Consider the following 21,582-nt stretch of genomic DNA (forward strand, 5'->3'; position numbering starts at 1 on the left):
ACCATTGCGGTGGTTTTAGCCCGGCTACAATCGGCCAGCTCAGCGCATGGGACAGGTCCTGCACCCCTGCGAATCTGTCACAAATTATTTTTGAATTCCATTTGACTGAATAAATTGCCTGTGCAAGTCTCGCCTCTCCCAAGGAGAGGGAAATGGCACTGCGGGGAACCAATCAGGAGTTCGGACGGCCCTACAACCGGCGCATTGTGCTGGAGTCCATCCGCCTTCACGGCCCCATTGCCCGCGGCGACATTGCCAGCCGCGTCGGCCTCACCGTCCAGACCGTTTCGACCATCGTTCGCGAGCTCGAAGAGCACGGCTACGTGCTGTCGCTGCGCGAAGAGCCGCGCGGGCGCGGACTGCCGCCGGCGACGTTGCGTATCAACCCTGAAGGCGGCTATGCCGTCGGCATCCACCTCACCCCGCTCGGCATCGACGCTGCGCTGATCAATCTCAGCGGCGACGTCATCGAAAGCACGCATCGCGAGGCGCCGCATGCAACGCCTGACCATGCCTTCGAGCTGATCGGCGCCATGGTGCCCGAACTGACCGCATTGCGGCCCGGCGGCCGCGTGCTTGGCATCGGCATGGCGCTGCCCGGGCCTTTCGGCGTGGAATCGATGAGCTTCGTCGGCCCCACGACCATGGCCGGCTGGAAGGATGTCGCGCTGCCGGAGCGGTTGGCGGCATCGACCGGGCTGCCGGCCTTCTTCGAGACCGACATGGCGGCAGCTGCCATGGGCGAGCGCCTCTATGGCCTTGGGGCTGGCTATTCCGAATATTACTACCTCTATTTCGGCGTCGGCCTTGGCGGCGTCATCGTCCATGACGGCGCGGTGATGCGCGGCGCCTGGGGCAATGCGGGCGAAATCGGACACATCCCCGCCGTTCCCGGCGGCGAACTCTGTCCTTGCGGCAACCATGGCTGCCTCGAACGGTATCTCTCGCTCGAAGCACGTCGCCGCCGCAACATCAGTGACGCGGCATGGGTGGCCGAAGTTGCGCCGATCTTCCGCAACACGATCGTCACCATCGAGAATGTGTTCGATCCCGAAACCGTCATCCTCGGCGGGCTTGCGCCCACCGACCTGCTCGAAAAGCTGGTTGGCGCGGCAGGACAGCTTCCCAACTCGGTCTCGGCGCGGCGCGACCGCAAGACCCCGCGCGTGACGGTGGCGACCGGCGGCCAGCATTCGGTACTGCGTGGAGCCGCGGCTCTTGCCGTCTCCGGTGTGTTGTCGCCGCGGTTTGGCCAGATGTTCATCGCCGAGCGCGAGCGCCGGTCCGACCTCATGCACAGCAAGGGAGTGGCGGCATGACCGAACCGCTGCTGGTACTCGAAAACGTCACCAAGAATTACGGCGCCATCCAGGCGCTGAGAGGCATCAGCTTCTCGATCGGCAAGGGCGAGGTCGTGGCGCTGCTCGGCGACAATGGCGCCGGCAAGTCGACGCTGGTCAAGATCATCGCCGGCGGCCTCGAGCCGAGCTCCGGCCGCATGCTGTTCGAGGGCAAGGAATTTCTGGCGAAAACGCCGGCCGAGGCCAAGGCTGCCGGCATCGAGACCGTCTACCAGGACCTTTCGCTGTGCACCAATGTCGATGTCGTCGCCAACTTCTTCATGGGCCGCGAGATCACGCGCAAGGTGCTCGGCATTCCGATCCTCGACGAGCGCGCCATGGAGGCTGTCGTCGGCAAGGCGCTTGCCAGTGCGGGAACCCGCATTCCGTCGCTGCGCACCAATGTCGAGCACCTCTCGGGCGGCCAGCGCCAGGCGATCGAGCTCAACCGCTTCGTGCATTGGGGCGGCAAGCTCGTGCTGCTCGACGAGCCGTTCGCGGCCCTCGGCGTAGAACAGACCAGGCGCGGCCTCGACATGATCCGCCAGGTGGCCAACCAGGGCATCGGCGTCGTCATCATCACCCACATCATGCAACAGGCCTTCCAGGTCGCCGACCGGATCGTGGTGATCCGGCAAGGCGTCGTGGCCGGCGATGTCGCACGCAACAAAACAAGTCCCGATGCGGTGATCAACATGATCACCGGTGAGACGCTTGCCGGTGCCGGACCGGCAGGTTGAGGGACAAAAGAGGGGTCCGGTATAAAAGAGGAGCGAACGACATGAAGCGAATACTGGTTCTTGTCTTCGGTATCCTGGCACTGGCTCTTGCCTCGCTCACGCCGGCAATGTCCCAGACCAAGGGCACCGTCTACTATATGGTTCCGACCCTGCTCGATGAATTCCAGACCGGCTCGGTGAGCGCGCTGGAGCTGTTCCTCAAGCAGGTCGGCTATGAGGTGAAAACACTCAACGCCGACAACAAGACCGACGCGCAGCAATCGCAGATGAACGACGTCATCGCGCTGAAGCCGGCGGCGATCATCCTGGCCGCCGTCGATTTCAACGCGCTGAAGCCGTCCATCGAAGCAGCCCGCGCGGCCGGCATCCCGGTGGTCGAGTTCGACCGCCAGATCACCTCGACCCCGTCCGACTTCACCTCGGTGGCTGGCACCGTGGAGATCGGTTACGTCGCAGCCGAGCAGGCTGAAAAGCTTCTGAAAGCCAAGAACGGTGCGGTGAAGGGCAAGGTGTTGCAGGTGCTCGGCGATCCCGGCGACCCCTACACGCTCGACATCCAGAAAGGCTTTGAGGAGAAGATGAAGGCGTTCCCGGACGTCAAGATCATCTCGCTGCCCGCCATGCAGTGGGAAGCCAGCAACGCCGGCACCATCGTTGCCGACCAGATGCTCGCTAACCCCGACATCGACCTGATCTTCAGCCACGCCGCGCACCTGTCGGTCGCTGCCGTTGCCTCGCTCGAGGCCGCCGGCAAGAAGCCGGGCGACGTCATGCTGATGAGCTCGAACGGCGCTCCCGTCGGCCTCGACCTGATCCGCAAGGGTTGGCTCAATGTCGAAGTCGAGCAGCCGCTCTACGCGCAGGCTGCTGCCGTCGCCATGTTCATGGACAAGATCGCCGGCAAGCAGGAAATCAAGCCCGGCGAGTATGACGTGCTCGGCTTGAAGTCGACCGTGACCAAGGAAGCCTGGGGCCCGAACATCAAGATCCCGGGCGCCGCCATCACCAAGGAAAACGTCGACAATCCCGCCTTCTGGGGCAACCAGAAGCCGCCGACGGAAACCATCAAGCCGGTCGAATAGCCGCTTGCCAAGCGCTCCGGGCCGCCCAGGCCGCCCGGAGCCTGCTCTTTCACAACGCCGCGTCTGACAAGGACGCTGTGGCGAACTTGAAGCCGCGCCTTAGCCTGACGAAATCAATTTGATTTCGCGGGGGCGCCAACCGGATCAGCCCATGAACCCGCGCACCCGCAAAGCCCTGGAGTTCGTCCTCGACAACCTCGTCTGGTTCATGCTGGTCTTTGTGTTGATCGTCTTTTCCATCTTCGTCCCGAACTATTTCCAGCTCGGCATCTTCGCCAACATCATCGAGGCCTCGAGCGTGCTCGGCGTGATGTCGATCGGCCTGTCGCTTGTCATCATTGCCGGCCACATGGACTTGTCGGTGGAATCGGTGGCGGCGCTCAGCGCCATGACGGTCGGCATCCTGTTCTGCTCGTCGGGCATCGGCATGGACATACAGCTCAGTCCGCAATGGCTGATGGTTCCGGTTTCGCTGCTCATTGCACTGGTCGTCGGCGGCATCATCGGCGCCTTCAACGGCTATCTCGTGGTCAAGGTGAAGATGAGCGCCTTCATCATCACGCTTGCATCCTACATCTGGGTGCGCGGCCTAGTGCTCGTCATCTCCGGCGGCCGCTCGGCACAGGATCTGGCGCCGGCCATCCGATGGTTCGGCATCCAGCGCCTGGCCGGCCTGCCGCTGACCGCCTGGATCGCCGTCGCCTGTTTCGTTCTCTTCTCATTGATCATGGCCAAGACGCCGTTCGGCCGCCACCTGGTGATGATCGGCGGCAACGAGACCGCGACCTTCCGTGCCGGCATCCGCGTCAACCGCAATCTGGTCATCGCCTTCGTGCTTGCCGGCGCCATTGCCGGGCTGGCCGGCTGGCTGCTCGCCATCCGCACCTCCGGCGCCACCGCCAATCTCGGCACCGGGCTGTTGTTCAACGCCTTTGCCGCTGTCGTCATCGGCGGCGTCAGCCTGAAGGGCGGTGTCGGCACTCTGCCCGGTGTCTATGCCGGCGTGCTTTTGCTGTCCTCGATCAACACAGCGATCAACCTGATGGGCCTGCCGGCCAATTTCACCCAGGTGATCCACGGCCTGCTGGTGCTCGCCGCCGTGCTGCTCGACGCCTTCAAGCAAACCATTCGCCAAAGACTCGCATGAAAGGACGGCTCGCATGAGCGGACGGCTGCAAGACAAGGTCGCGCTGGTCATCGGAAGCGCGCGCGGCATCGGCAAGGGCATCGCGCAACGCTTTGCCGAAGAAGGCGCAAGGCTGGTCCTGGCCGACAGCGAGGCCGAGGCGGGCCAAGCGACCGCGGACGAGCTCGGCGCTGCCTTCATCCGCACCGACATCTCGCTGATGGCCGATGCAGAAGCCGCAGTGGCGCTGGCGTTGAGCCGCCACGACCGCCTCGACATCGTTGTGCAGAATGCCGGCATCTATCCTTGGCAGTTGATCGAAAACACCAGCCCGGACGACTGGGACCGGGTCATGGCGGTCAATCTGCGCGGCACCTTCAACACCACGCTGGCGGCACTGGCGCCGATGAAGGCGCAAGGTTACGGGCGCATGCTCTACACCTCGTCGATCACCGGCCCGCATGTCACCAGCCCCGGCCACGGCCACTATGCCGCCAGCAAGGCCGGGATCAACGGCTTCATCCGCTCGGCGGCCCTGGAATTCTCCGGCTACGGCATCACGGTCAACGGCGTCGAGCCCGGCAACATCCTGACCGAGGCGATCGAGCTGCATCGCGGCGCCGCCTACATCAAGAACATGGAAGACTCGATCCCGCTCGGCCGCCTCGGCAGCCCGCGCGACGTGGCCAATGCCTTCCTGTTCCTCGCCTCCGACGACGCCAGCTACATCACCGGCACGACCATTATCGTCGACGGCGGCCAGTTGCTGCCCGAAGGCAAGGATTTCCGGCTGCTGCCGCCTTGATCTTTGCATTGACGCACAACGGACCGGGCAGCGCTCGTGACGACAAGAGGTCATTTCAGCGAAGATACGCGTTGCCTGCGTCGACGATGCAAATTCCCTTCTAAGTTGTATGGAACCCGAAAACTTCTCGAAAGTTGTTCATGACGTGCCGATCAAGGGAGGTACTTGTGAATGGCAGACAACATCAGAGCCAGCCATATCTACCAGCGGGCGCATGCTTTGGCAGAAGATGGTTTCCACCAGTCGCCAGCCGAGATTGTTGCCGCGTTGCTGGCCGAAGGCTTTCCAGAAGCCGCTGAGTTGCTGAACTCCGAAAACATCCGTGCCGACCTTCGCCGGGTTTGTAGTGCAGCGACCGCCAATCGCCGGCAAGTCGCCAAGAACCTAGGGCTTCGTTATTGAGGCGCATCGAGGCGGCATCGGCAGGTTTCGACCCGACGCATGCGCCTCACGGCTGACTGCCAGCGCGATCAGCCGGGTTTCTTGTACAGCAGCAGTTCGGGCCGGTATTCGAAATGCATGGTGTCGTAGTGATACCAGCGCCCGCCCCATATGAAGCCGTTTTCCTCAAACAATTCCACGATTTCCAGCGGAATCCGGTTCCTGAACGGAATGTGCGCCTTCGGGTCGGCTTTGTTTCTGTTGTTGTACCAATAGTCGGAGAAGCCGACATTGATATCGAAGGCTGCGCCGAAAGAGTGGACGCTCGGGCGGTTTGTGCCGGCGATGGGCCGCCAGACGAAGCCGCCGCCGGGCTTGAGCCCGTAACGGCTGAGCTCCGCGGGCATCGCTTCAAGCGCATCGGAGACTTTGCCCAGCCGGTCGTTGATGCCGAAAACCCTGGTGACCTGCACGGTTTTCTTGCCAAGTTTCGGCAGCCATTTGACGTTGGCGATGTGCTTGCCCACTTCCGCGGCACTTGCCCCATAAAGCTTCTCGAAGAAGGCTTCGTTGCGGATACGGCCGGGATCGAAATCCTCCGCCGGGACCAGCGCGCCCTCCGCTGCCGTCGGATAGACGTAGCGGAACATGTCTTCGATGTCGGGGCTCTCCAGCAGCGCTTCGGCGTCGCGCGCCTTGCCGTCGTCCCACACCATCGTGGTGCCGTCGGCCCAGGTCAGGATATTGCCCGAGATGGTGAAAAGTCCGGGATAGGCCTTGAGCAAGGCTGCTTTGGCCGCGGTCTGGTCGACACCGTCGCCCGCCTCTGTCGCATGGGCGAGGCGCCCTGTGCCACAAATTGCCAACACGATCAGGAGCTGAAGCAGCAGGCGCCCGGGATGGTCGATCATTGTCCTGCCTCTCCGAACAGCCAATCGATTGCTGACCAGGACCCTTATCAAATCCGGAATGATGGCGGCAGCTCCCTGGCCAGAAAACGGGAATTCAGCTCATCCCGTTGGCAATGGCTTTCGTTCATCTTGCGTTTGGCAAGGCTGCTGTAAGATGGCGCGTGAATCAAAAAGGGAGACAAGTCGTGTCAAAAACCTCCAGCGCCCTGATCCGGACGGCGTTCACATTCATTTGCCTGGTCGGCCTTGTCTCGGCCGCTTCTGTTCTTTTCCCGGCCACCGCGTCGGCCCAGCGCATGCAGCGATGTGCTGACGAGGGTGGCATCTGCCGCCTGCCCTATCCAGCCGAAGTGGTCTATGGCGCGCGCGGCCAGACCACCTCCCGCTTTTTCGACCGCCGCGCCGTGCCCTGTTCAAACCGCGTCTTTGGCGATCCCGCGCCCGGCCGCGACAAGGCCTGCTACATCGTGAGGCGCGGCGGCGGTAACGATTATGGCGACAATGACGACGACAATTACGGTGACGACGACTACGGCCAGGGTCGCGGCAGGTGGGTGGCCTGCGCCAGGGAGAATCAGTACTGCGATTTCCGTGGCCGCAAACTGGTGAGATACGGCGCGCGCGGTCAGTTCACGCAAGGCGTTTTCAGGAACGGCGTTACATGCAGCCTCGACGCCTTTGGCGAGGACCCTATCCCCCGCGTGAAGAAGACCTGCTACATCAGGCAGTAGGGTAGCACACCGGCAGAAAGGCGGGCGCGGCCGAATGTGGCCGCGTCCTCGCACGCACTAGTTGCGAACATGAAAGGCAATGGACGTCGAGGAATGGGCCGGCGTGCGGGATATGGTGGGCGATGACGGGCTCGAACCGCCGACATCTTCGGTGTAAACGAAGCGCTCTACCAACTGAGCTAATCGCCCGCTCCGGGCCGGACCTTTAAGCGGTCGGAACCGGCTTCGCAAGGCCAAATGAGCAGGCGCGAGCTTAGCCGCATAGCGGTTTTCCCGGACAAAGTGCCGCCTGTCAAAAAACCTTCTCCTGTTTGCTGTTATGCTGTCCAGGTGCGCTTGACACCCGGTGGCGAACCCCTTATCCACCGCCCCAACGACGAACACGGCTGACACGTGCTCGTCCATGCGCGGGTGTAGCTCAGTTGGTTAGAGTGCCGGCCTGTCACGCCGGAGGTCGCGGGTTCGAGCCCCGTCACTCGCGCCATTTCTCTTCAAGGGTCACGATCCTTGGTGCCGGAGAAATGTCGACATTGATGTCAAAAATGTCTCCTTGAACACATTAATTCAGATGGATCGCCTTGCAGCGATCAATGGCAGCGCCCGGTGTAGCTCAGAGTGCTGGCCTGTCACGCCGGAGGTCGCGGGCTCGAGCCCCGCTCGCACCATTTCCCTCGACGCCTTCCGATTCCCGCCTGTAGACCAGGCGGACGACGAGGCCGAGGTATCCAAACTGAAGAATAACCATTGCAAGAAAAGCCCAGCCGAGCGCCTTCCAGACGGAGCCAGTTGCCATGTCGGCCCAGATCGCAACGATGAACGACGTTGCGAACATGCCCACCAGAAATTGCGGAAAATACATAATGGCCCAGCACCCAATGTTTCGGCGATTCAGGCGGCTTTTAAATCGGCACCTAAGAGCCCGCCGCTTCATTTTGAGAAGCAGCGGGCCCCAATCGCCCCCCGGCTTGCCAGGAGCGATGGATGCCCCCGGCGTTGCTGACAGTGCAATTGCGGTGCCAGACACGGTGACCCATTACAGGACACCCATGCCAGTGGCGCAAGACCGGATTGCCGATTAACATTATCTGTGGCTAATATGACACCCTATCGGAAGGGACCAGGTCTTGTTGGCCGCGATGCTGGTAGGGTCGGCAGGCCGAGCGCCTCGGCAGTCTGAATGCCGGCCTGGCAATCAGGTTTTTCATAGGTATCGCGCAATCTCGGGCCGGACTGAAATCAGCCGCCTGATCATCTCCCTTCTCGCCAAGGCGTCCTTGGAATCACCGTTTTTTGCCAGGTCGATGGACTGGCTCGCCAGCGTGAATGCAGCGCTGCGCAGATAAACGATCGATCCAGAAAGCGGCGGCACGGCGACGTTGAAAATCGCAGGGAGGGCGATCGCAGCAGTCAGCGCGACGAGGCCAAGGATCCATCCCTCATAATACCAGATGCCGCAAACCGCCCCGACCAGCTCGATGAAGCAGATGCCCATCAGGCTCATCAGCCAAGACGGGGTCATGTCGGCTTGATAGGAATTGGGCTCGGGAGCAGAGCCGGCCATTTTCGTCGCCGCGTCGGCAAGCGTCGAGACGAATGACAGGCACTTTCCCGCAAGCAGGGCGCCGATGACCAGTGCAACCCAGAGCATCGAACACCTCCTTGCGCTGTCCGCAGTCACCCTTTGGCCAGCAGCGCCTCGACCTCCTGCAGCGTCGGCATGGATGGCGCGGTGCCCGGCCGCGTCACCGAAATGCCGGCGACGGCGCAGGCGAAGCGCACCGCTTGCAGCGGCTCCACGCCTTTGGCGAGCGCTGCGGCCAGTCCGCCATTGAAGGCATCGCCCGCACCTGTGGTTTCGACCACGGGGCCGGCGCTGACCACGGGGATATGGTCGGAACGATCCGCGGTGTGCAGCAGCGCGCCTTTTTCGCCGAGCGTGATGATGACCGAGCCGACGCCCTTTTGGAGCAGGCTGTCAGCGGCGCGGCGGGCGTCGTCGATGGAGGCGACCTTGATGCCGGTCAGCTCCTCGGCCTCGGTTTCGTTGGGGGTGACATAGTCGCAAAGCGTATAGATGCGCTCCGGCAGTTTTGCCGCCGGCGCCGGGTTGAGGATGGTGGTCACCCCTGCCCCGCGCGCGATCTCCAGGGCCTTCAGTGCCGCGTCGATCGGCTGTTCGAGCTGGGTGACGAAGACACCGGCCCCGCCAATCAGGCCGGCATTGGCCTCGATGTCATCAGGCGAGATCAGCATCGCCGCACCGGGACTGACGATGATGGCGTTGTTGCCGGTCGTTTCCTCGATGAAGATGTAGGCTGCACCGGTATAGCTCTGCGGCGTGTCGATGACGGCGGATTTCACCCCGGCCTGCGCCCAAGTCTGCCGCGCCATCTCGGCAAACGGATCCACGCCGAGCCGGGTCAGGAAGGTGACGTCGGCGCCGAGCTTGCCTGCCGCCACCGCCTGGTTCGAGCCCTTGCCGCCGGGTCCCAGCTTGAAGGAATTGCCAAGAATGGTCTCTCCCATGCGCGGCTGGCGATCGGCGCGATAGGCGGTGTCGGCGACGAAGACGCCCAGTATGACGACAGGCTTGCCGGACGCCATTGTGCTACTCCGCATCCGGCGGCACGACGCCTTTGCGGAAGGCAAAGCAGCCATAGAAGCGGCGCTCGCCGGTCTGGATGACGCAATAGGCCTTCTTGGCGCGTTCGTAGAAGGCGTAGCGCTCGACCGAGATCATCGGCCAGGCCTTGCCTTCCGCCGCATCGATCTCTTTTTGCACCTCTTTTTGCACCGGAGGGATCTCGTTGGGGTTGCCGACGATCTCCATGCGGGCGGCCGCATCGTCGACGAACGTATCCAGCGGATAGAGCGACAGCACTGCCTTGACCACATCGGCCGCCAGCGCATCGATGTGCAGCAGCTTGCCGAGCACAGTCTGGCGCGCCACCGAATCGGCGGGGAAGTTGGTGTCGGCGATGATCAGATCGTCGCCGTGCCCCATTGCCCTCAGCGCCTGGAGCACATCGGCGTTCAGCAATGGGTTGATCCCTTTGAGCATGGCAGTCCTCGTCAATCAGGTTTGGTCAGAAGTCGGTTGGAAAATCAGAGCCGGTTGCCGGTCTCAGCGTCGAAGAGATGGACCTGGTCGAGGCGCGGCTTGAGATTGAGCGTATCACCGGGCTTGAAGTCGTGGCGCTCGCGAAACAGCGCCACCATCTCGCCGTCGCCGAAGCGCACGAAGACCAGCGTTTCGGAGCCGGTCGGCTCCACCACCGAGATCTTCGCCGGCACGCCGTCGGCGTGGATTTCGAGATGTTCGGGCCGCACGCCATAGACCACGGCCTGGCCCTCCTTGGCGGCGCTGCCAGCAGCGATCGGGAACAGCATGCCCGCTATCTCGACCTTGTCGCCCTTCCTCACCACGCCCTTGAGCAGGTTCATCGATGGCGAGCCGATGAAGCCGGCGACAAACAGATTGGCCGGCCGGTCGAACAATTCCAGCGGTGCGCCGACCTGCTCGATGCGGCCATCGCGCATCACCACGATCTTGTCGGCCATGGTCATGGCCTCGATCTGGTCGTGGGTGACGTAGATCGTGGTGGTCTTCAGCCGCTGGTGCAGTTCCTTGATCTCGGTGCGCATCTGCACGCGCAATTTGGCGTCGAGATTGGAGAGCGGCTCGTCGAACAGGAACACTTGCGGGTTGCGCACGATGGCGCGGCCCATGGCGACGCGCTGGCGCTGGCCGCCGGAGAGCTGGCGCGGATAGCGTTTCAGGTAGGGATTGAGGTCGAGGATGTCGGCGGCGCGCTTGACCCGCTCGGCGACCACGGCCGGATCGGTGCCGCGCAGCTTCAGCGCGAAGGCCATGTTCTGCTCCACCGTCTTGTGCGGATAGAGCGCATAGTTCTGGAACACCATGGCGATGTCGCGTTTGGCCGGCGGCAGATTGTTGACGATGCGCTCACCGATGGCGATGGTGCCGCCGGAGACGGTTTCCAGCCCGGCCACCATTCTGAGCAGCGTGGACTTGCCGCAGCCCGACGGGCCGACCAGCACCACGAACTGGCCATCGGCGATTTCGACGCTGACCTCGTGCAGGACCTTGACGGTTCCGAACGCCTTGGCCACATTGGTGATCGCGACTTGAGCCATCGTCCCCCCTTTCCTCGCGGTGAAGCTAGCCATTGCCAACGGCAAGGGCAAGTCAGTATCTTATAGATAAAAAGTCATTCGTGTTGACAAGGTAATCGATTACGCGAATAGTGGCGAGTGCCAATCCGACAGTCGGATTTTTTCCCGAAAATCGGAGCTTCAGGCGACGCAGGGTGGGGTGCCACGTCCCCGTGTGATAAAGGAGAACCGCCGACGTTTCGGCGTCCGAGGATTGGTATTTCAAATTCACGACTGTGTTCTGGGAGGAATAGATGAGAGTCGGTCTGTACGAAAAACTCGTCCGCGCGGGTGCAACCCGGCGTGACATACTCAAAGGTGCGGCCTCGATGGCCGCGATCGCCGCTGCTTCCGGCGCCGGACTCGGCGCTTTCACACGCCCGGCTGCCGCCGCCAGCGAGCTGCGCTCCAAAATCCTGCAGATCCCCGGCGTCGGCAAAGGCCAGCCGACGGATTCCGACTTCCAGAAGGTCGGCGAACTCTGCCTGGAAGCCACCAAGGCCAACGTCAAGGAAGGCGAATTCGCCGGCGTCGAGCTCACCTTCATGGGCCTCAACAACCAGAACCTTCACAATGTTTTGTTCCGCGGCTTCCTTAAGCCGTGGGAGGCCTATACCGGCGCCAAGATCAGCTGGATCGACCTGGCGCAGGCTGACTACAATGCCCGCCTGCAGCAGTCGATCGCCACCGGCACCGTCGACTTCGACATCATCGAGATGGGTGCGCCCTTCGAAGGCGATGTTTGCGGCAAGGGCCTGACCTCCGAAATGCCTGACTGGGTCAAAGAGCAGATCGACATGAAGGATGTCGTTGCCTATCTGCAGCCGCCGGTCGGCACCTGGGACGGCAAGCAGTACCGCATCACCGTCGACGGCGATGCGCATAACTTCAACTTCCGCACCGACGTGTTTGCCGATGCCGACCTCGCCAAGGCGTGGAAGGATGGCGGCGCGACCACCGAATGGGGCGTGCCGAAGACCTGGCAGGAAGTCCAGGCGGTGACAAAATTCCTCAAGGGTAAGCAGTTCAAGGGCCAGGACGTATTTGGCTATCTCGATGCGCCCAAGGCCTGGGGCGGTTTCGGCTTCTACTTCCTCGGCAGCCGCGCCTCCGCCTATGCCAAGCATCCGGACGACAAGGCCTGGCTGTTCGACGCCGACACGATGAAGCCGCGCGTCAACAATCCGGCCTGGGTGCGCGCCATCCAGGACGTGATCGACGCGCTGCCGTCGGAGCCCGCCGACCAGATCAATGCCGATCCGAACACCACCGCCTTCCAGCAGTTCCTGGCCGGCACCGGCTCGATGGTCACCTGGTGGGGTGACGTCGGCTCCAACGTCAAGACCAACGATAGCTCGGTCGTCGGCGACGTCACCGGCTTCTCGATCCTGCCGGGATCCGACGATGTCTACAATTCCAAGACCGGCGCCTGGGACAAGCTCGCCAGCGGCCCGAACTATGCGCCGAACTGCGCCTATCTCGGCTGGGGTGTCTATGTCATGGCCCGCGTCGACACGGACGAAAAGAAGAAGAAGGCGGCATGGTCGGCCGCCGCCCATCTCGGCGGCAAGGACCTGTCGATCTGGACGGCGATGTATCCGTCGGGCTTCCAGCCCTACCGCAACTCGCATTTCGACATTCCCGAATGGGTGGCGGCAGGCTACGACGAGGCGTTCATCACCTCGTATCTGAAGTCGGAAGCCGACAGCTACAACCATCCGAACGCGGCGATCGAGCCGCGCATCCCCGGCATCTTCCAGTACTATTCCGCTGCCGAGGACATTCTGGCCAACACATTCGCCGGCAAGATGAAGGCGCAGGAAGGCGCTGACGCCATTGCCGCGGCCTGGGAAAAGCTGACCGACCAGATCGGCCGCGAAAACCAGATCAAGCTCTACAAGGCCTCGCTCGGCATGTAGACTGTTGTCGTGAAATGGGTCCGGCGGCGCGGAGCCGCCGGACCTGACCGGCTCGGGCCGGTCGCAGGCATAGTTTTGAACGGACGGGACGCGTGGCTGACCAGACCACCAATGCATGGCCGGCAAACGCCGGTCCAGCCGATCTGATCTCGCCAAGCCGCAAGCAGCTTGGTTTTGCCGTGATGGCGCTAGCCACGCTCGGCCTGCTGGCGGTGATCGCGCTACAGATCCTCTACAAGAGCGAAGTCACCACGCTCGGTTTCGAGACCTGGCGCCCCATCGTCTACGCCTACATTCTGTGGGGCGTGGCGCTTGGCGTCGGCCAGGTGCTGACGCGCGGCGAGGACGGCCAGCGCGCGCTGTTCCTGCTGCCCGCGCTTTTGTTCACCATCGCCATGGTGATCTTCCCGACCCTGTTCGGCTTCTACATCGCGCTGACCGACTGGAACCTGTCGTCCTTCGCCGGCCGCAAGTTCAACGGGCTCGACAATTTCTGGCAGATGCTGGCCGACCCCTACTACCGCAATGCGCTGTTCAACATGGTGCTCTATGTGCTGGCCGTGCTGGTCGAGTACGTCATCGCCTTCGGCCTGGCGCTGCTGCTCAACGCGCAGATCCGGGCGCGCAAATTCTTCCGCGTCGTCTTCCTGATGCCGCTGATGCTGTCGCCTGTGGCGGTGTCATGGATGATCGGCAAATCGTTGATGGAGTACCGTTTCGGACCGGCGGCGACGCTGGCGCGCCATCTCGGCTGGGACAACCCCGCCTTCTTCTCCAACCCGATCACCGCCCGCATCTCGATCATGGTGCTCGACGCCTGGACCTTCATCCCGTTCATGATGATCATGCTGCTGGCTGGCCTGCAGGCGATGTCGCGCGACGTGCTCGAAGCGGCACGCGTCGACGGCGCCACGACCTGGCAGACCTTCTGGCAGGTCACCTTCCCGCTGATGCTGCCGGTGTCGGTGACGGCGGTGATCCTGCGCATCATCTTCAAGCTGAAGCTTGCCGATATCATCATCACCGTCACCTCGGGCGGCCCCGGCGGCGCTACGGATTCGGTGTCGAGCTTCATCTACCGCGAATACCGCGACCGCTCGAATGTCGGCTACGGCACCATGCTGGCGATGGCCTATCTCGTCATCATCGTGGTGTTCGTGACCTGGCTGTTGAAATTCGCCAACCGCTTCGTGCGCAATGTGAACTGACAGGGGATCATGAGCGTCCAGACCACCGACTATGTCGCTTCCGAAATCCGCTCGCCGGTGGGCTTTTTGGCCAATCGCGTGTTCATTTATGGCGCGCTGGCGTTCTGGGCTTTCATCTGCCTGTTCCCGATCTACTGGACGATCACTACCTCGTTCAAGACGGCCGTCGACGTCACCCAGGGCCACCTCATCCCGTTCGTCGACTTCCAGCCGGACTGGAAGGGCTGGCGCTCGCTCGGCCTGTCGCCGGATTCGATCTTCCAGACCTCGACGGTGCGCGAGGAATTCATCAAACGCTTCATGAATTCGGTCATCACCTCGGTCGGTGCATCGAGCCTTGCGATCGTCATCGGCAGCCTCGCCGCCTACGGGCTGACCCGCTATCGCTACCAGTTCGCCTGGTTCAAGAACGAGGACATCTCGTTCTTCTTCCTGTCGCAGCTGATCCTGCCGCCGGTGGTGCTGGCCCTGCCCTTTCTGGTGCTCTACCGCGAAGTCGGCCTGCTCGACACCCGCATCGGGCTGATCCTGCTCTACACGCTGATGGTGCTGCCGATCGTCATCTGGATCATGCGCGACCAGTTCAACTCGATCCCCGTCGAGCTCGAGGAGGCCGCCTTGGTCGATGGGCTGTCGATCTGGGGCGCCTTTTTCCGCATAGTCATGCCGATTGCGCTCCCTGGCATGGTCGCCGCCTTCATCCTGGCAATGGTGCTGTGCTGGAACGAGTACTTCTTCGCCGCGCTGCTGACCTCGACCGATGCCAAGACCATCCCCGTGATGGTGGCGAGCCAGACCGGCTCGCAAGGCATCAACTGGTGGTCGATGGCCGCGCTCGCCACCGCCGCGATCGCACCGCTGGCGGTGATCGGAATTGCGCTGGAGCGGTATCTTATCATGGGCATGACGGCTGGGGCGGTGAAGTAAGCCGTTGCTGAGGCGGGCCTATGCTCCCGTGAGCACCGATTTTATCCGGTCGCGGAACATCTCCGCGGTCTTGGCGGTGCTGAAGTCTCGCGTCTCAAATCGCTCGCCGTTCACCGTCGTCAGGACGACCGTGTAGGTTGGACCTCCACTGTCCCACTCGATTGTCCTCAGGCTGAAATCGGCTATGTCTCCTGGCAACACATGATGCCTGTGCAGAAAGATCGGGTTGCGCAGCACGATGTCGATGCGCCCGCGCCTTACGATCCAGCGCACCGCCGGGCTGAAGATGGCCGCATATACCAACGGAATGCCGACGGCATAGGCGCCTAAAATGATGAACAGAAAGAACGGAGTGGCGATGCTCGACGGCCAGACGCCGCGATAGAGCTCCCCATGTCGGCATGACAATGCAGAACAGGCCGGCAAGCCCGAGAAACAGGCGCTTGGCGACATGCATCGGAATGTCGTGCCGCAACCGCCCGTCCCTGCTGATCTCGTCCATGCCATGCCTCCAAGCCGACGATGGCGGCGGAAGGTGAACAAGCCGTAACGACCCCAAAGGCGGCAGATGGTCAGGGCTTCAAAATGGCGCGCAGGTGATCGAGGATCATGGCGACACCCTTTTGCCCGAGTTCGGCGGACGCCTCCGGCGCGCTTGCCGTGTACCAGCTTGTGTTGTCTGCGAAATGTCCGGCATCGACTGCTTCCGGGCACAGCGCCAGCATCAGGGAGGTCTCGCCGATGCCGGCATGGTCGAACGGGTACTTGCCGTTCATGGCGGCCGACATCAGCGGATGCACCTGCACCCAGTTGAAGAAGTTTTCGCCGGCGGCGTGCGCGGCATAATAGTCGGCCATCTCGTTCGAGCCCCACCAGCCCTCGCCGCGCTGCTTTTCGAGGAAGCGGAAGATCGCCTGGCGGCCGGCGGTCTTGAAGGCGAGATCGGTCGGCATCCCCGCCGCGAAATTCTCGGTCTGGTGGTGGATGATGGCGTGGATGTTGCGAAAGCCGATGCGCAGCAGGCTGTAGAACAGTTCCTCGCCGAACGGCGCCAGCTGATTGCCGCCGACCTGCACCGAGCCGCTGCCTTCGGGCGCCGCCACCGCATAGCTCGCCGCGCCGTAGTAGAAGGACGGCAGGATGACGATGTCGGCCTCCTTTTCGTAAAGCTCCAGCGTCTTGATGACGGCCAGCGTGTCCATGCCGACGGCCATGTGTTCGCCGTGATATTCGAGCACGCCGAGCGGCAGCACGACCGGCCAGTTCTCGGCGATCGCCGTGCGGATCTGGTGCGGCAGCATCAATTCGTAGCGCATCGCGCCTACTCCATGTTGGTGTGGCGGGCGCGCATGGCCTCTGACGACTGGCCGGTCAGCCCTTTGAGCTTCAGCACCATCACCTCGAACAGCAGGAACAGCGCGCCTTCGAAGACCGAGCCCATTGGCAGCAGCGATGTCTTTTGCGGCCCCTGGTCGCGCGCCATGGTCTGCGCCGGGATGAGCAAGGTGAAGTCGGCGAGTGCGGCCGCACTGCCCCCAGCCTCGGCGGTGAGCAGCAGCACCGTCGCGCCGGCGTCACGGGCGACCTGCATCAAGGTAAGCACCGTCGTGGTCTCGCCCGGGCCTGAACTGACCAGGAAGACATCGCCCGGGCCAAGAGGTGGCGTGTTCATGTCGCCGACCACCGACACGTCGAGCCCGAGGTGATAAAGCCGCATGGCGAGGCCCTTGAGCTGCAAGGCCTCGCGGCCGCAGCCATAGACGACGATCTTCTGCGCGCGGGCGAGCGTTGCGCAAGCAGTGTCGATGCCGGCTTCGTCGACGCGCGCCAGCACGGCGCCCAACTCTTGCAGGGCGGTCGCGAACATATCCGAGCCGGCATTCGTCATCAGGGTTCCGCCAGGGTTGTGGCCGGGATTTCCGGTTGCGCATTTGCCGGGAAAGGCTTGTTTTTGTTCATGCTATCACCGCGAAAATGCGTGTCCAACAGACGCCGCGGCTTTTGCTGTGCCACCGGCGTGATAGTGTCATGTCAGACAAATCAATCCAGGAAATCTCAAGCGACATGAAGACACGGCATTTCGACCGCATCGGCAATGGCGGCATCGACTTCACCGAACTCGGCTTCGGCAGCGCGCCGCTCGGCAACCTCTACCGCGCCGTCCCCGACGCGGATGCCAATGCCACGCTGGAGGCGGCGTGGGCGACCGGCTGCCGCTACTACGACACCGCGCCGCTCTATGGCTTAGGTCTCGCCGAAACCCGCCTCAATGCCTTCCTGCGCGGCAGGAAGCGCGATGACTATGTGCTGTCGAGCAAGGTCGGCCGCCTGCTGCGTGTCTGCCCGCCGGAGGAACGTACCGGCATCGGCAAGTTCTTCGACACGCCGACGCGCCGCGAGGTCTACGACTACAGCTATGACGGCGTCATGCGCTCGTTCGAGGCGTCCCTGGAACGGCTCGGCGTCGACCGCATCGACATCCTTTTCGTCCATGACCTCGACATCTTTACCCATGGCAGCAAGGAAGCGTCAGACCAGCGTATCGAGGAGTTCATGGCCTCGGGCTATTACGGACTGCTTGCGCTGCGCGACCAGGGTGTGATCAAGGCGTTCGGCGGCGGCATCAATGAATGGGAGGTCTGCCAGACCCTGGCCGAGCGCGGCGATTTCGACCTGTTCCTGCTGGCCGGGCGCTACACGCTGCTCGAGCAGGAAGCGCTTGCCACCTTCCTGCCGCTCTGTGAGAAGCGCGGCATCGGCATCGTGCTCGGTGGCCCCTACAATTCCGGCATACTGGCGACCGGGCCGAAGCCAGGCGCCTATTACAATTACTCCGAGGCGCCACACGACATCATGGATCGTGTCGGGCGCATCGAAGCCGTCTGCAAGCGCCACGGCGTCAGGCTGATCGAGGCTGCGCTGCAATTCCCGCTGCTGCACCCGTCCGTGGTGTCGGTCATCCCCGGCGGCCAGCTGCCGGCCGAGGTTGAAAACAACCGCGCGCTGCTTGACGCCAAGCTGCCCGCGGCACTTTGGGCCGATCTCAAGCAGGAAGGCCTGATGAGGGCCGACGCGCCGGTGGGCTGAAGGCTCGCCTCAGCGGGCTGACGGCCTGCCGTGTCGCGTTGCCGACGAGGCAAAAGAAAAGCCGGGCGAGCCCGGCTTTTCGAGATTCTCTGAAGAGAAAAAATGGTCTTAGTTGACCGCGTCCTTGAGGCCTTTGCCGGCCGAGAACTTCGGCACGGTACGCGCCGGAATCTTCACTTCCGCGCCAGTCTGCGGGTTGCGGCCAGTCGACGCCGCACGCTTGGAGACGGTGAAATTTCCGAAGCCGACGAGCCGTACATCGCCGCCCTTCTTCAGTTCGCCAGTGATGACGGAGAACACCGCATCGACCGCCGACTGTGCGTCACCCTTCGAAATGCTCGCGGATTCAGCGACAGCGGAAACCAGTTCGTTCTTGTTCATAAAAATTCCCTTCCATGAGAAAAACCGGAACTCTTCGACTCGTCCGGCAGGAAAGGGACTTTAGAAAGAAGCGTTCCCGCAACCAAGTCGAAAAGCGCGGAAAAAGTGCGAAAAAGCCCGGAAAAGGTGGGTTTTTCACATGAAAAAGCCGGGCTCAAGGCCCGGCTTTCCATTTGTGCACTGCACCCTTAGCAAAAACTAATGTGCAAGCGACTTTCCAGCATCGTCGGCGCTGTCGGTCGTGGCCGGCGGATTGACCGGCTCGACCCACTCGATCGGCTCCGGCATGCGCACCAGCGCGTGCCTCAGAACCTCGCCGACGCGTGAGACCGGAATGATCTCCATGCCGTTCTTCACGTTGTCCGGAATCTCCGCCAGATCCTTGGCGTTGTCTTCCGGGATCAGCACCTTCTTGATGCCGCCGCGCAGTGCGGCGAGCAGCTTTTCCTTGAGGCCGCCGATCGGCAAGATGCGGCCGCGAAGCGTTATCTCGCCAGTCATCGCCACATCGGCCCTGACCGGAATACCCGTCAGTATCGACACAATGGCTGTCGCCATGGCGGCACCTGCGGACGGTCCGTCCTTCGGCGTAGCGCCCTCCGGCAAGTGCACGTGGATGTCGCGCTTGTCGAACAGCGGCGGCTCGATGCCGAAATCGACGGCTCTTGAGCGGACATAGGAGGCCGCCGCCGAGATCGATTCCTTCATCACGTCGCGCAGATTGCCGGTCACCGTCATGCGGCCCTTGCCGGGCATCATGACACCTTCGACCGTCAGCAGCTCGCCGCCGACTTCCGTCCAGGCAAGACCGGTAACGACACCGACCTGATCGTCAGCCTCGACCTGACCGAAGCGGAAGCGCTGAACACCGAGGTAATCGGCGAGGTTCGCCGCCGTGATGCTCACCGTCTTCTTCTTCGTCTTCAGGATCTCGGTCACCGCCTTGCGCCCGAGCTTCATCAGCTCGCGCTCGAGGCTTCTGACACCCGCTTCACGGGTGTAGGTCTGGATGATGCCGCGGATCGCGTCCTCGCTGACCGAAAATTCCTTCGGCTGCAGCGCGTGGTCGCGAACCACCTTGGGCATCAGGTGACGCTTGGCGATCTCGATCTTCTCGTCCTCGGTGTAGCCGGCGATACGGATGATCTCCATGCGGTCCATCAAGGGCGCAGGGATGTTCAGCGTGTTCGCCGTCGTCACGAACATCACGCTCGACAGGTCGTATTCGACCTCGAGGTAATGGTCCATGAACGTCGAGTTCTGCTCGGGATCGAGCACCTCGAGCAAGGCCGATGACGGATCGCCCCGGAAGTCCTGGCCCATCTTGTCGATCTCATCGAGCAGGAAGAGCGGGTTGGACTTCTTGGCCTTCTTCATCGACTGGATGACCTTGCCGGGCATCGAACCGATGTAGGTGCGGCGGTGACCACGGATCTCGGCTTCGTCACGCACGCCGCCAAGCGCCATGCGGATGAATTCGCGGCCGGTCGCCTTGGCGATCGACTTGCCGAGCGAGGTCTTGCCGACGCCGGGAGGGCCGACGAGGCACAGGATCGGCCCCTTCAGCTTCTTCTGGCGGCTCTGCACGGCGAGATACTCGACAATGCGGTCCTTGACCTTGTCGAGACCGAAATGATCGGTATCGAGCACGTTCTGCGCGAACGCCAGGTCCTGCTTGACCTTGGAGTTCTTGCCCCACGGGATCGACAGGATCCAGTCGAGATAGTTGCGCACGACGGTCGATTCAGCCGACATCGGCGACATCGTCCGCAGCTTCTTCAACTCGGCTTCCGCCTTCTCGCGGGCCTCCTTGGAAAGCTTGGTCTTCTTGATGCGCGCCTCGATCTCGGCGGCCTCGTCGCGGCCGTCCTCGCCTTCGCCGAGCTCCTTCTGGATCGCCTTCATCTGCTCGTTGAGGTAGTATTCGCGCTGCGTCTTCTCCATCTGGCGCTTGACGCGCGAACGGATGCGCTTCTCCACCTGCAGGACGGAGATTTCGGCTTCCATGAAGCCCATCGCCTTTTCCAGCCGTTCCTTGACGGAAAGCGTGGCCAGCATCTCCTGCTTTTCAGGGATCTTGATGGCGAGGTGCGACGCGACCGTATCGGCGAGCTTGGAATAGTCGTCGATCTGGCTGGCAGCGCCCACCACTTCGGGCGAGATCTTCTTGTTCAGCTTGACGTAGTTTTCGAAGTCGGTGACGACCGAACGGGCGAGCGCCTCGACCTCGACCTCTTCCTCTTCCGGCTCGACCAGCGCGGCAGCGCGGGCTTCGTGGAAGTCCGGACGGTCGGTGAACGAGACGATTTTGGCGCGCGAAGCGCCTTCGACCAGCACCTTGACGGTGCCGTCGGGCAGCTTCAGCAATTGCAGCACATTGGCGAGCGTACCGATGTCGAAAATCGCATCGGGCTCGGGATCGTCATCGGCGGCATTCATCTGGGTGGCAAGCAGGATCTGCTTTTCCTGACCCATAACCTCTTCCAGCGCCTTGATCGACTTTTCACGCCCGACAAAGAGCGGAACGATCATGTGCGGGAACACCACGATGTCGCGCAGTGGGAGGACTGCGAAGACGCCGTCGCTGGGAGCCTTGGATATTTTGGCCATTGTCCAACCTTTCATGTCGCGGCCGCTAATTGAGCCAACCGCGAATCTCATATTAACGACCGTGGGTCGTTCCGCCTACCACCGTTTGTGACGGGAGTTTTACAGCACAGAATTCGGCACCACGGCCTTCCAGTGTTAGTTGGATGCACAAGGGGCAA

The 21,582-nt window shown here is 62.4% G+C and carries 22 protein-coding genes and 2 tRNA genes; 12 read left to right on the plus strand and 12 right to left on the minus strand.

Annotated features, from left to right (window positions below; translation table 11 throughout):
• Positions 1-152 precede the first annotated feature (152 nt).
• The 6 genes from AC04SH_RS02540 (at position 153) to AC04SH_RS02565 (ending at position 5,495) form a co-directional block, all read left to right on the plus strand.
• Positions 153-1,319 carry an ROK family transcriptional regulator gene (locus tag AC04SH_RS02540; protein WP_488573818.1) on the plus strand — a complete coding sequence of 389 codons (1,167 nt, stop codon included), beginning with the start codon at positions 153-155 and terminating at the stop codon, positions 1,317-1,319.
• Positions 1,316-2,080, plus strand: a complete 765-nt coding sequence (locus tag AC04SH_RS02545) for an ATP-binding cassette domain-containing protein (RefSeq protein WP_488573819.1) — start codon at positions 1,316-1,318, stop codon at positions 2,078-2,080. Before AC04SH_RS02540 ends, AC04SH_RS02545 begins: the two co-directional genes overlap by 4 nt.
• A gap of 41 nt (positions 2,081-2,121) precedes the next feature.
• The gene (locus AC04SH_RS02550; RefSeq protein WP_488573820.1) at positions 2,122-3,162 is read left to right on the plus strand and encodes a sugar ABC transporter substrate-binding protein; all 1,041 of its coding nucleotides are present in this window, start codon (positions 2,122-2,124) and stop codon (positions 3,160-3,162) included.
• Positions 3,163-3,313: 151 nt separating this feature from the next.
• Positions 3,314-4,309: an ABC transporter permease gene (locus AC04SH_RS02555; protein ID WP_488573821.1), complete on the plus strand. Its 996-nt coding sequence runs from the start codon at positions 3,314-3,316 to the stop codon at positions 4,307-4,309.
• A 13-nt stretch (positions 4,310-4,322) separates the two neighbouring features.
• Positions 4,323-5,093, plus strand: coding sequence for an SDR family oxidoreductase (locus AC04SH_RS02560; RefSeq protein ID WP_488573822.1), 771 nt, complete (start codon positions 4,323-4,325; stop codon positions 5,091-5,093).
• Between the two features lie 171 nt (positions 5,094-5,264).
• Positions 5,265-5,495 (plus strand): hypothetical protein, encoded by a 231-nt coding sequence (locus AC04SH_RS02565; protein ID WP_488573823.1) that lies wholly within the window; start codon positions 5,265-5,267, stop codon positions 5,493-5,495.
• Between the two features lie 68 nt (positions 5,496-5,563).
• On the opposite strand, the gene AC04SH_RS02570 is transcribed toward AC04SH_RS02565, so the two are convergent.
• A complete protein-coding gene (locus tag AC04SH_RS02570) occupies positions 5,564-6,385 on the minus strand; it encodes a M15 family metallopeptidase (RefSeq protein ID WP_488573824.1) in 822 nt (273 codons plus the stop codon).
• 185 nt (positions 6,386-6,570) lie between these two features.
• On the opposite strand from AC04SH_RS02570, the gene AC04SH_RS02575 reads away from it, so the two are divergent.
• Complete coding sequence (locus AC04SH_RS02575) at positions 6,571-7,116, plus strand: hypothetical protein (RefSeq protein ID WP_477232799.1); 546 nt, start codon at positions 6,571-6,573, stop codon at positions 7,114-7,116.
• 113 nt (positions 7,117-7,229) lie between these two features.
• Here AC04SH_RS02575 and AC04SH_RS02580 read toward each other — a convergent pair.
• Positions 7,230-7,305: transfer RNA gene (locus AC04SH_RS02580), tRNA-Val, on the minus strand.
• A 218-nt stretch (positions 7,306-7,523) separates the two neighbouring features.
• On the opposite strand from AC04SH_RS02580, the gene AC04SH_RS02585 reads away from it, so the two are divergent.
• A tRNA-Asp gene (locus AC04SH_RS02585) sits at positions 7,524-7,600 on the plus strand.
• A 126-nt stretch (positions 7,601-7,726) separates the two neighbouring features.
• Here AC04SH_RS02585 and AC04SH_RS02590 read toward each other — a convergent pair.
• The 5 genes from AC04SH_RS02590 to AC04SH_RS02610 form a co-directional block, all read right to left on the minus strand.
• Positions 7,727-7,975 carry an exopolysaccharide production repressor protein gene (locus AC04SH_RS02590; RefSeq protein ID WP_477232800.1) on the minus strand — a complete coding sequence of 83 codons (249 nt, stop codon included), beginning with the start codon at positions 7,973-7,975 and terminating at the stop codon, positions 7,727-7,729.
• Positions 7,976-8,317: 342 nt separating this feature from the next.
• On the minus strand, positions 8,318-8,764 hold the full coding sequence (locus AC04SH_RS02595; protein WP_488573825.1) for a hypothetical protein: 447 nt from the start codon (positions 8,762-8,764) through the stop codon (positions 8,318-8,320).
• A 26-nt stretch (positions 8,765-8,790) separates the two neighbouring features.
• Positions 8,791-9,720, minus strand: a complete 930-nt coding sequence (gene rbsK, locus AC04SH_RS02600; protein ID WP_488573826.1) for a ribokinase — start codon at positions 9,718-9,720, stop codon at positions 8,791-8,793.
• 4 nt (positions 9,721-9,724) lie between these two features.
• Positions 9,725-10,177 carry an RbsD/FucU family protein gene (locus tag AC04SH_RS02605; protein ID WP_488573827.1) on the minus strand — a complete coding sequence of 151 codons (453 nt, stop codon included), beginning with the start codon at positions 10,175-10,177 and terminating at the stop codon, positions 9,725-9,727.
• 44 nt (positions 10,178-10,221) lie between these two features.
• Positions 10,222-11,274, minus strand: coding sequence for an ABC transporter ATP-binding protein (locus tag AC04SH_RS02610; RefSeq protein ID WP_488573828.1), 1,053 nt, complete (start codon positions 11,272-11,274; stop codon positions 10,222-10,224).
• A gap of 272 nt (positions 11,275-11,546) precedes the next feature.
• Here AC04SH_RS02610 and AC04SH_RS02615 point away from each other — a divergent pair, with 272 nt between their 5' ends.
• From AC04SH_RS02615 to AC04SH_RS02625, 3 genes are all read left to right on the plus strand, one after another.
• Complete coding sequence (locus AC04SH_RS02615) at positions 11,547-13,211, plus strand: ABC transporter substrate-binding protein (RefSeq protein WP_488573829.1); 1,665 nt, start codon at positions 11,547-11,549, stop codon at positions 13,209-13,211.
• A gap of 92 nt (positions 13,212-13,303) precedes the next feature.
• Complete coding sequence (locus AC04SH_RS02620) at positions 13,304-14,419, plus strand: carbohydrate ABC transporter permease (protein WP_488573830.1); 1,116 nt, start codon at positions 13,304-13,306, stop codon at positions 14,417-14,419.
• Between the two features lie 9 nt (positions 14,420-14,428).
• Positions 14,429-15,346 (plus strand): carbohydrate ABC transporter permease, encoded by a 918-nt coding sequence (locus AC04SH_RS02625; RefSeq protein ID WP_488573831.1) that lies wholly within the window; start codon positions 14,429-14,431, stop codon positions 15,344-15,346.
• Between the two features lie 18 nt (positions 15,347-15,364).
• On the opposite strand, the gene AC04SH_RS02630 is transcribed toward AC04SH_RS02625, so the two are convergent.
• The 3 genes from AC04SH_RS02630 to AC04SH_RS02640 form a co-directional block, all read right to left on the minus strand.
• Entirely contained in the window at positions 15,365-15,799 is a 435-nt protein-coding gene (locus AC04SH_RS02630) for a hypothetical protein (RefSeq protein ID WP_488573832.1), read from the minus strand.
• Positions 15,800-15,918: 119 nt separating this feature from the next.
• Positions 15,919-16,662 carry a creatininase family protein gene (locus AC04SH_RS02635; RefSeq protein WP_488573833.1) on the minus strand — a complete coding sequence of 248 codons (744 nt, stop codon included), beginning with the start codon at positions 16,660-16,662 and terminating at the stop codon, positions 15,919-15,921.
• Between the two features lie 5 nt (positions 16,663-16,667).
• Positions 16,668-17,234 (minus strand): SIS domain-containing protein, encoded by a 567-nt coding sequence (locus AC04SH_RS02640; RefSeq protein WP_488573834.1) that lies wholly within the window; start codon positions 17,232-17,234, stop codon positions 16,668-16,670.
• A 176-nt stretch (positions 17,235-17,410) separates the two neighbouring features.
• On the opposite strand from AC04SH_RS02640, the gene AC04SH_RS02645 reads away from it, so the two are divergent.
• Complete coding sequence (locus AC04SH_RS02645; protein WP_488573899.1) at positions 17,411-18,433, plus strand: aldo/keto reductase; 1,023 nt, start codon at positions 17,411-17,413, stop codon at positions 18,431-18,433.
• A 108-nt stretch (positions 18,434-18,541) separates the two neighbouring features.
• Here the strand turns inward: AC04SH_RS02645 and AC04SH_RS02650 are convergent, their stop codons facing one another.
• On the minus strand, positions 18,542-18,814 hold the full coding sequence (locus tag AC04SH_RS02650; protein WP_112392385.1) for an HU family DNA-binding protein: 273 nt from the start codon (positions 18,812-18,814) through the stop codon (positions 18,542-18,544).
• Between the two features lie 198 nt (positions 18,815-19,012).
• Positions 19,013-21,424: an endopeptidase La gene (lon, locus tag AC04SH_RS02655; protein ID WP_112561374.1), complete on the minus strand. Its 2,412-nt coding sequence runs from the start codon at positions 21,422-21,424 to the stop codon at positions 19,013-19,015.
• Positions 21,425-21,582 lie beyond the last annotated feature (158 nt).

Source organism: Mesorhizobium sp. CNPSo 4688 (assembly GCF_057784295.1).

What these genes read in the sequence shown, in the direction of transcription:
- lon (WP_112561374.1), bottom strand. Translation starts at nt 21,424, where the DNA reads ATGGCCAAAATATCCAAGGCTCCCAGCGACGGCGTCTTCGCAGTCCTC.
- AC04SH_RS02550 (WP_488573820.1), top strand. Translation starts at nt 2,122, where the DNA reads ATGAAGCGAATACTGGTTCTTGTCTTCGGTATCCTGGCACTGGCTCTT.
- AC04SH_RS02560 (WP_488573822.1), top strand. Translation starts at nt 4,323, where the DNA reads ATGAGCGGACGGCTGCAAGACAAGGTCGCGCTGGTCATCGGAAGCGCG.
- AC04SH_RS02590 (WP_477232800.1), bottom strand. Translation starts at nt 7,975, where the DNA reads ATGTATTTTCCGCAATTTCTGGTGGGCATGTTCGCAACGTCGTTCATC.
- AC04SH_RS02610 (WP_488573828.1), bottom strand. Translation starts at nt 11,274, where the DNA reads ATGGCTCAAGTCGCGATCACCAATGTGGCCAAGGCGTTCGGAACCGTC.
- AC04SH_RS02605 (WP_488573827.1), bottom strand. Translation starts at nt 10,177, where the DNA reads ATGCTCAAAGGGATCAACCCATTGCTGAACGCCGATGTGCTCCAGGCG.
- AC04SH_RS02640 (WP_488573834.1), bottom strand. Translation starts at nt 17,234, where the DNA reads ATGACGAATGCCGGCTCGGATATGTTCGCGACCGCCCTGCAAGAGTTG.
- AC04SH_RS02650 (WP_112392385.1), bottom strand. Translation starts at nt 18,814, where the DNA reads ATGAACAAGAACGAACTGGTTTCCGCTGTCGCTGAATCCGCGAGCATT.
- AC04SH_RS02630 (WP_488573832.1), bottom strand. Translation starts at nt 15,799, where the DNA reads ATGTCGCCAAGCGCCTGTTTCTCGGGCTTGCCGGCCTGTTCTGCATTG.
- AC04SH_RS02565 (WP_488573823.1), top strand. Translation starts at nt 5,265, where the DNA reads ATGGCAGACAACATCAGAGCCAGCCATATCTACCAGCGGGCGCATGCT.
- AC04SH_RS02555 (WP_488573821.1), top strand. Translation starts at nt 3,314, where the DNA reads ATGAACCCGCGCACCCGCAAAGCCCTGGAGTTCGTCCTCGACAACCTC.
- AC04SH_RS02540 (WP_488573818.1), top strand. Translation starts at nt 153, where the DNA reads ATGGCACTGCGGGGAACCAATCAGGAGTTCGGACGGCCCTACAACCGG.
- AC04SH_RS02645 (WP_488573899.1), top strand. Translation starts at nt 17,411, where the DNA reads ATGAAGACACGGCATTTCGACCGCATCGGCAATGGCGGCATCGACTTC.
- AC04SH_RS02545 (WP_488573819.1), top strand. Translation starts at nt 1,316, where the DNA reads ATGACCGAACCGCTGCTGGTACTCGAAAACGTCACCAAGAATTACGGC.
- AC04SH_RS02625 (WP_488573831.1), top strand. Translation starts at nt 14,429, where the DNA reads ATGAGCGTCCAGACCACCGACTATGTCGCTTCCGAAATCCGCTCGCCG.
- AC04SH_RS02615 (WP_488573829.1), top strand. Translation starts at nt 11,547, where the DNA reads ATGAGAGTCGGTCTGTACGAAAAACTCGTCCGCGCGGGTGCAACCCGG.
- AC04SH_RS02570 (WP_488573824.1), bottom strand. Translation starts at nt 6,385, where the DNA reads ATGATCGACCATCCCGGGCGCCTGCTGCTTCAGCTCCTGATCGTGTTG.
- AC04SH_RS02635 (WP_488573833.1), bottom strand. Translation starts at nt 16,662, where the DNA reads ATGCGCTACGAATTGATGCTGCCGCACCAGATCCGCACGGCGATCGCC.
- AC04SH_RS02595 (WP_488573825.1), bottom strand. Translation starts at nt 8,764, where the DNA reads ATGCTCTGGGTTGCACTGGTCATCGGCGCCCTGCTTGCGGGAAAGTGC.
- rbsK (WP_488573826.1), bottom strand. Translation starts at nt 9,720, where the DNA reads ATGGCGTCCGGCAAGCCTGTCGTCATACTGGGCGTCTTCGTCGCCGAC.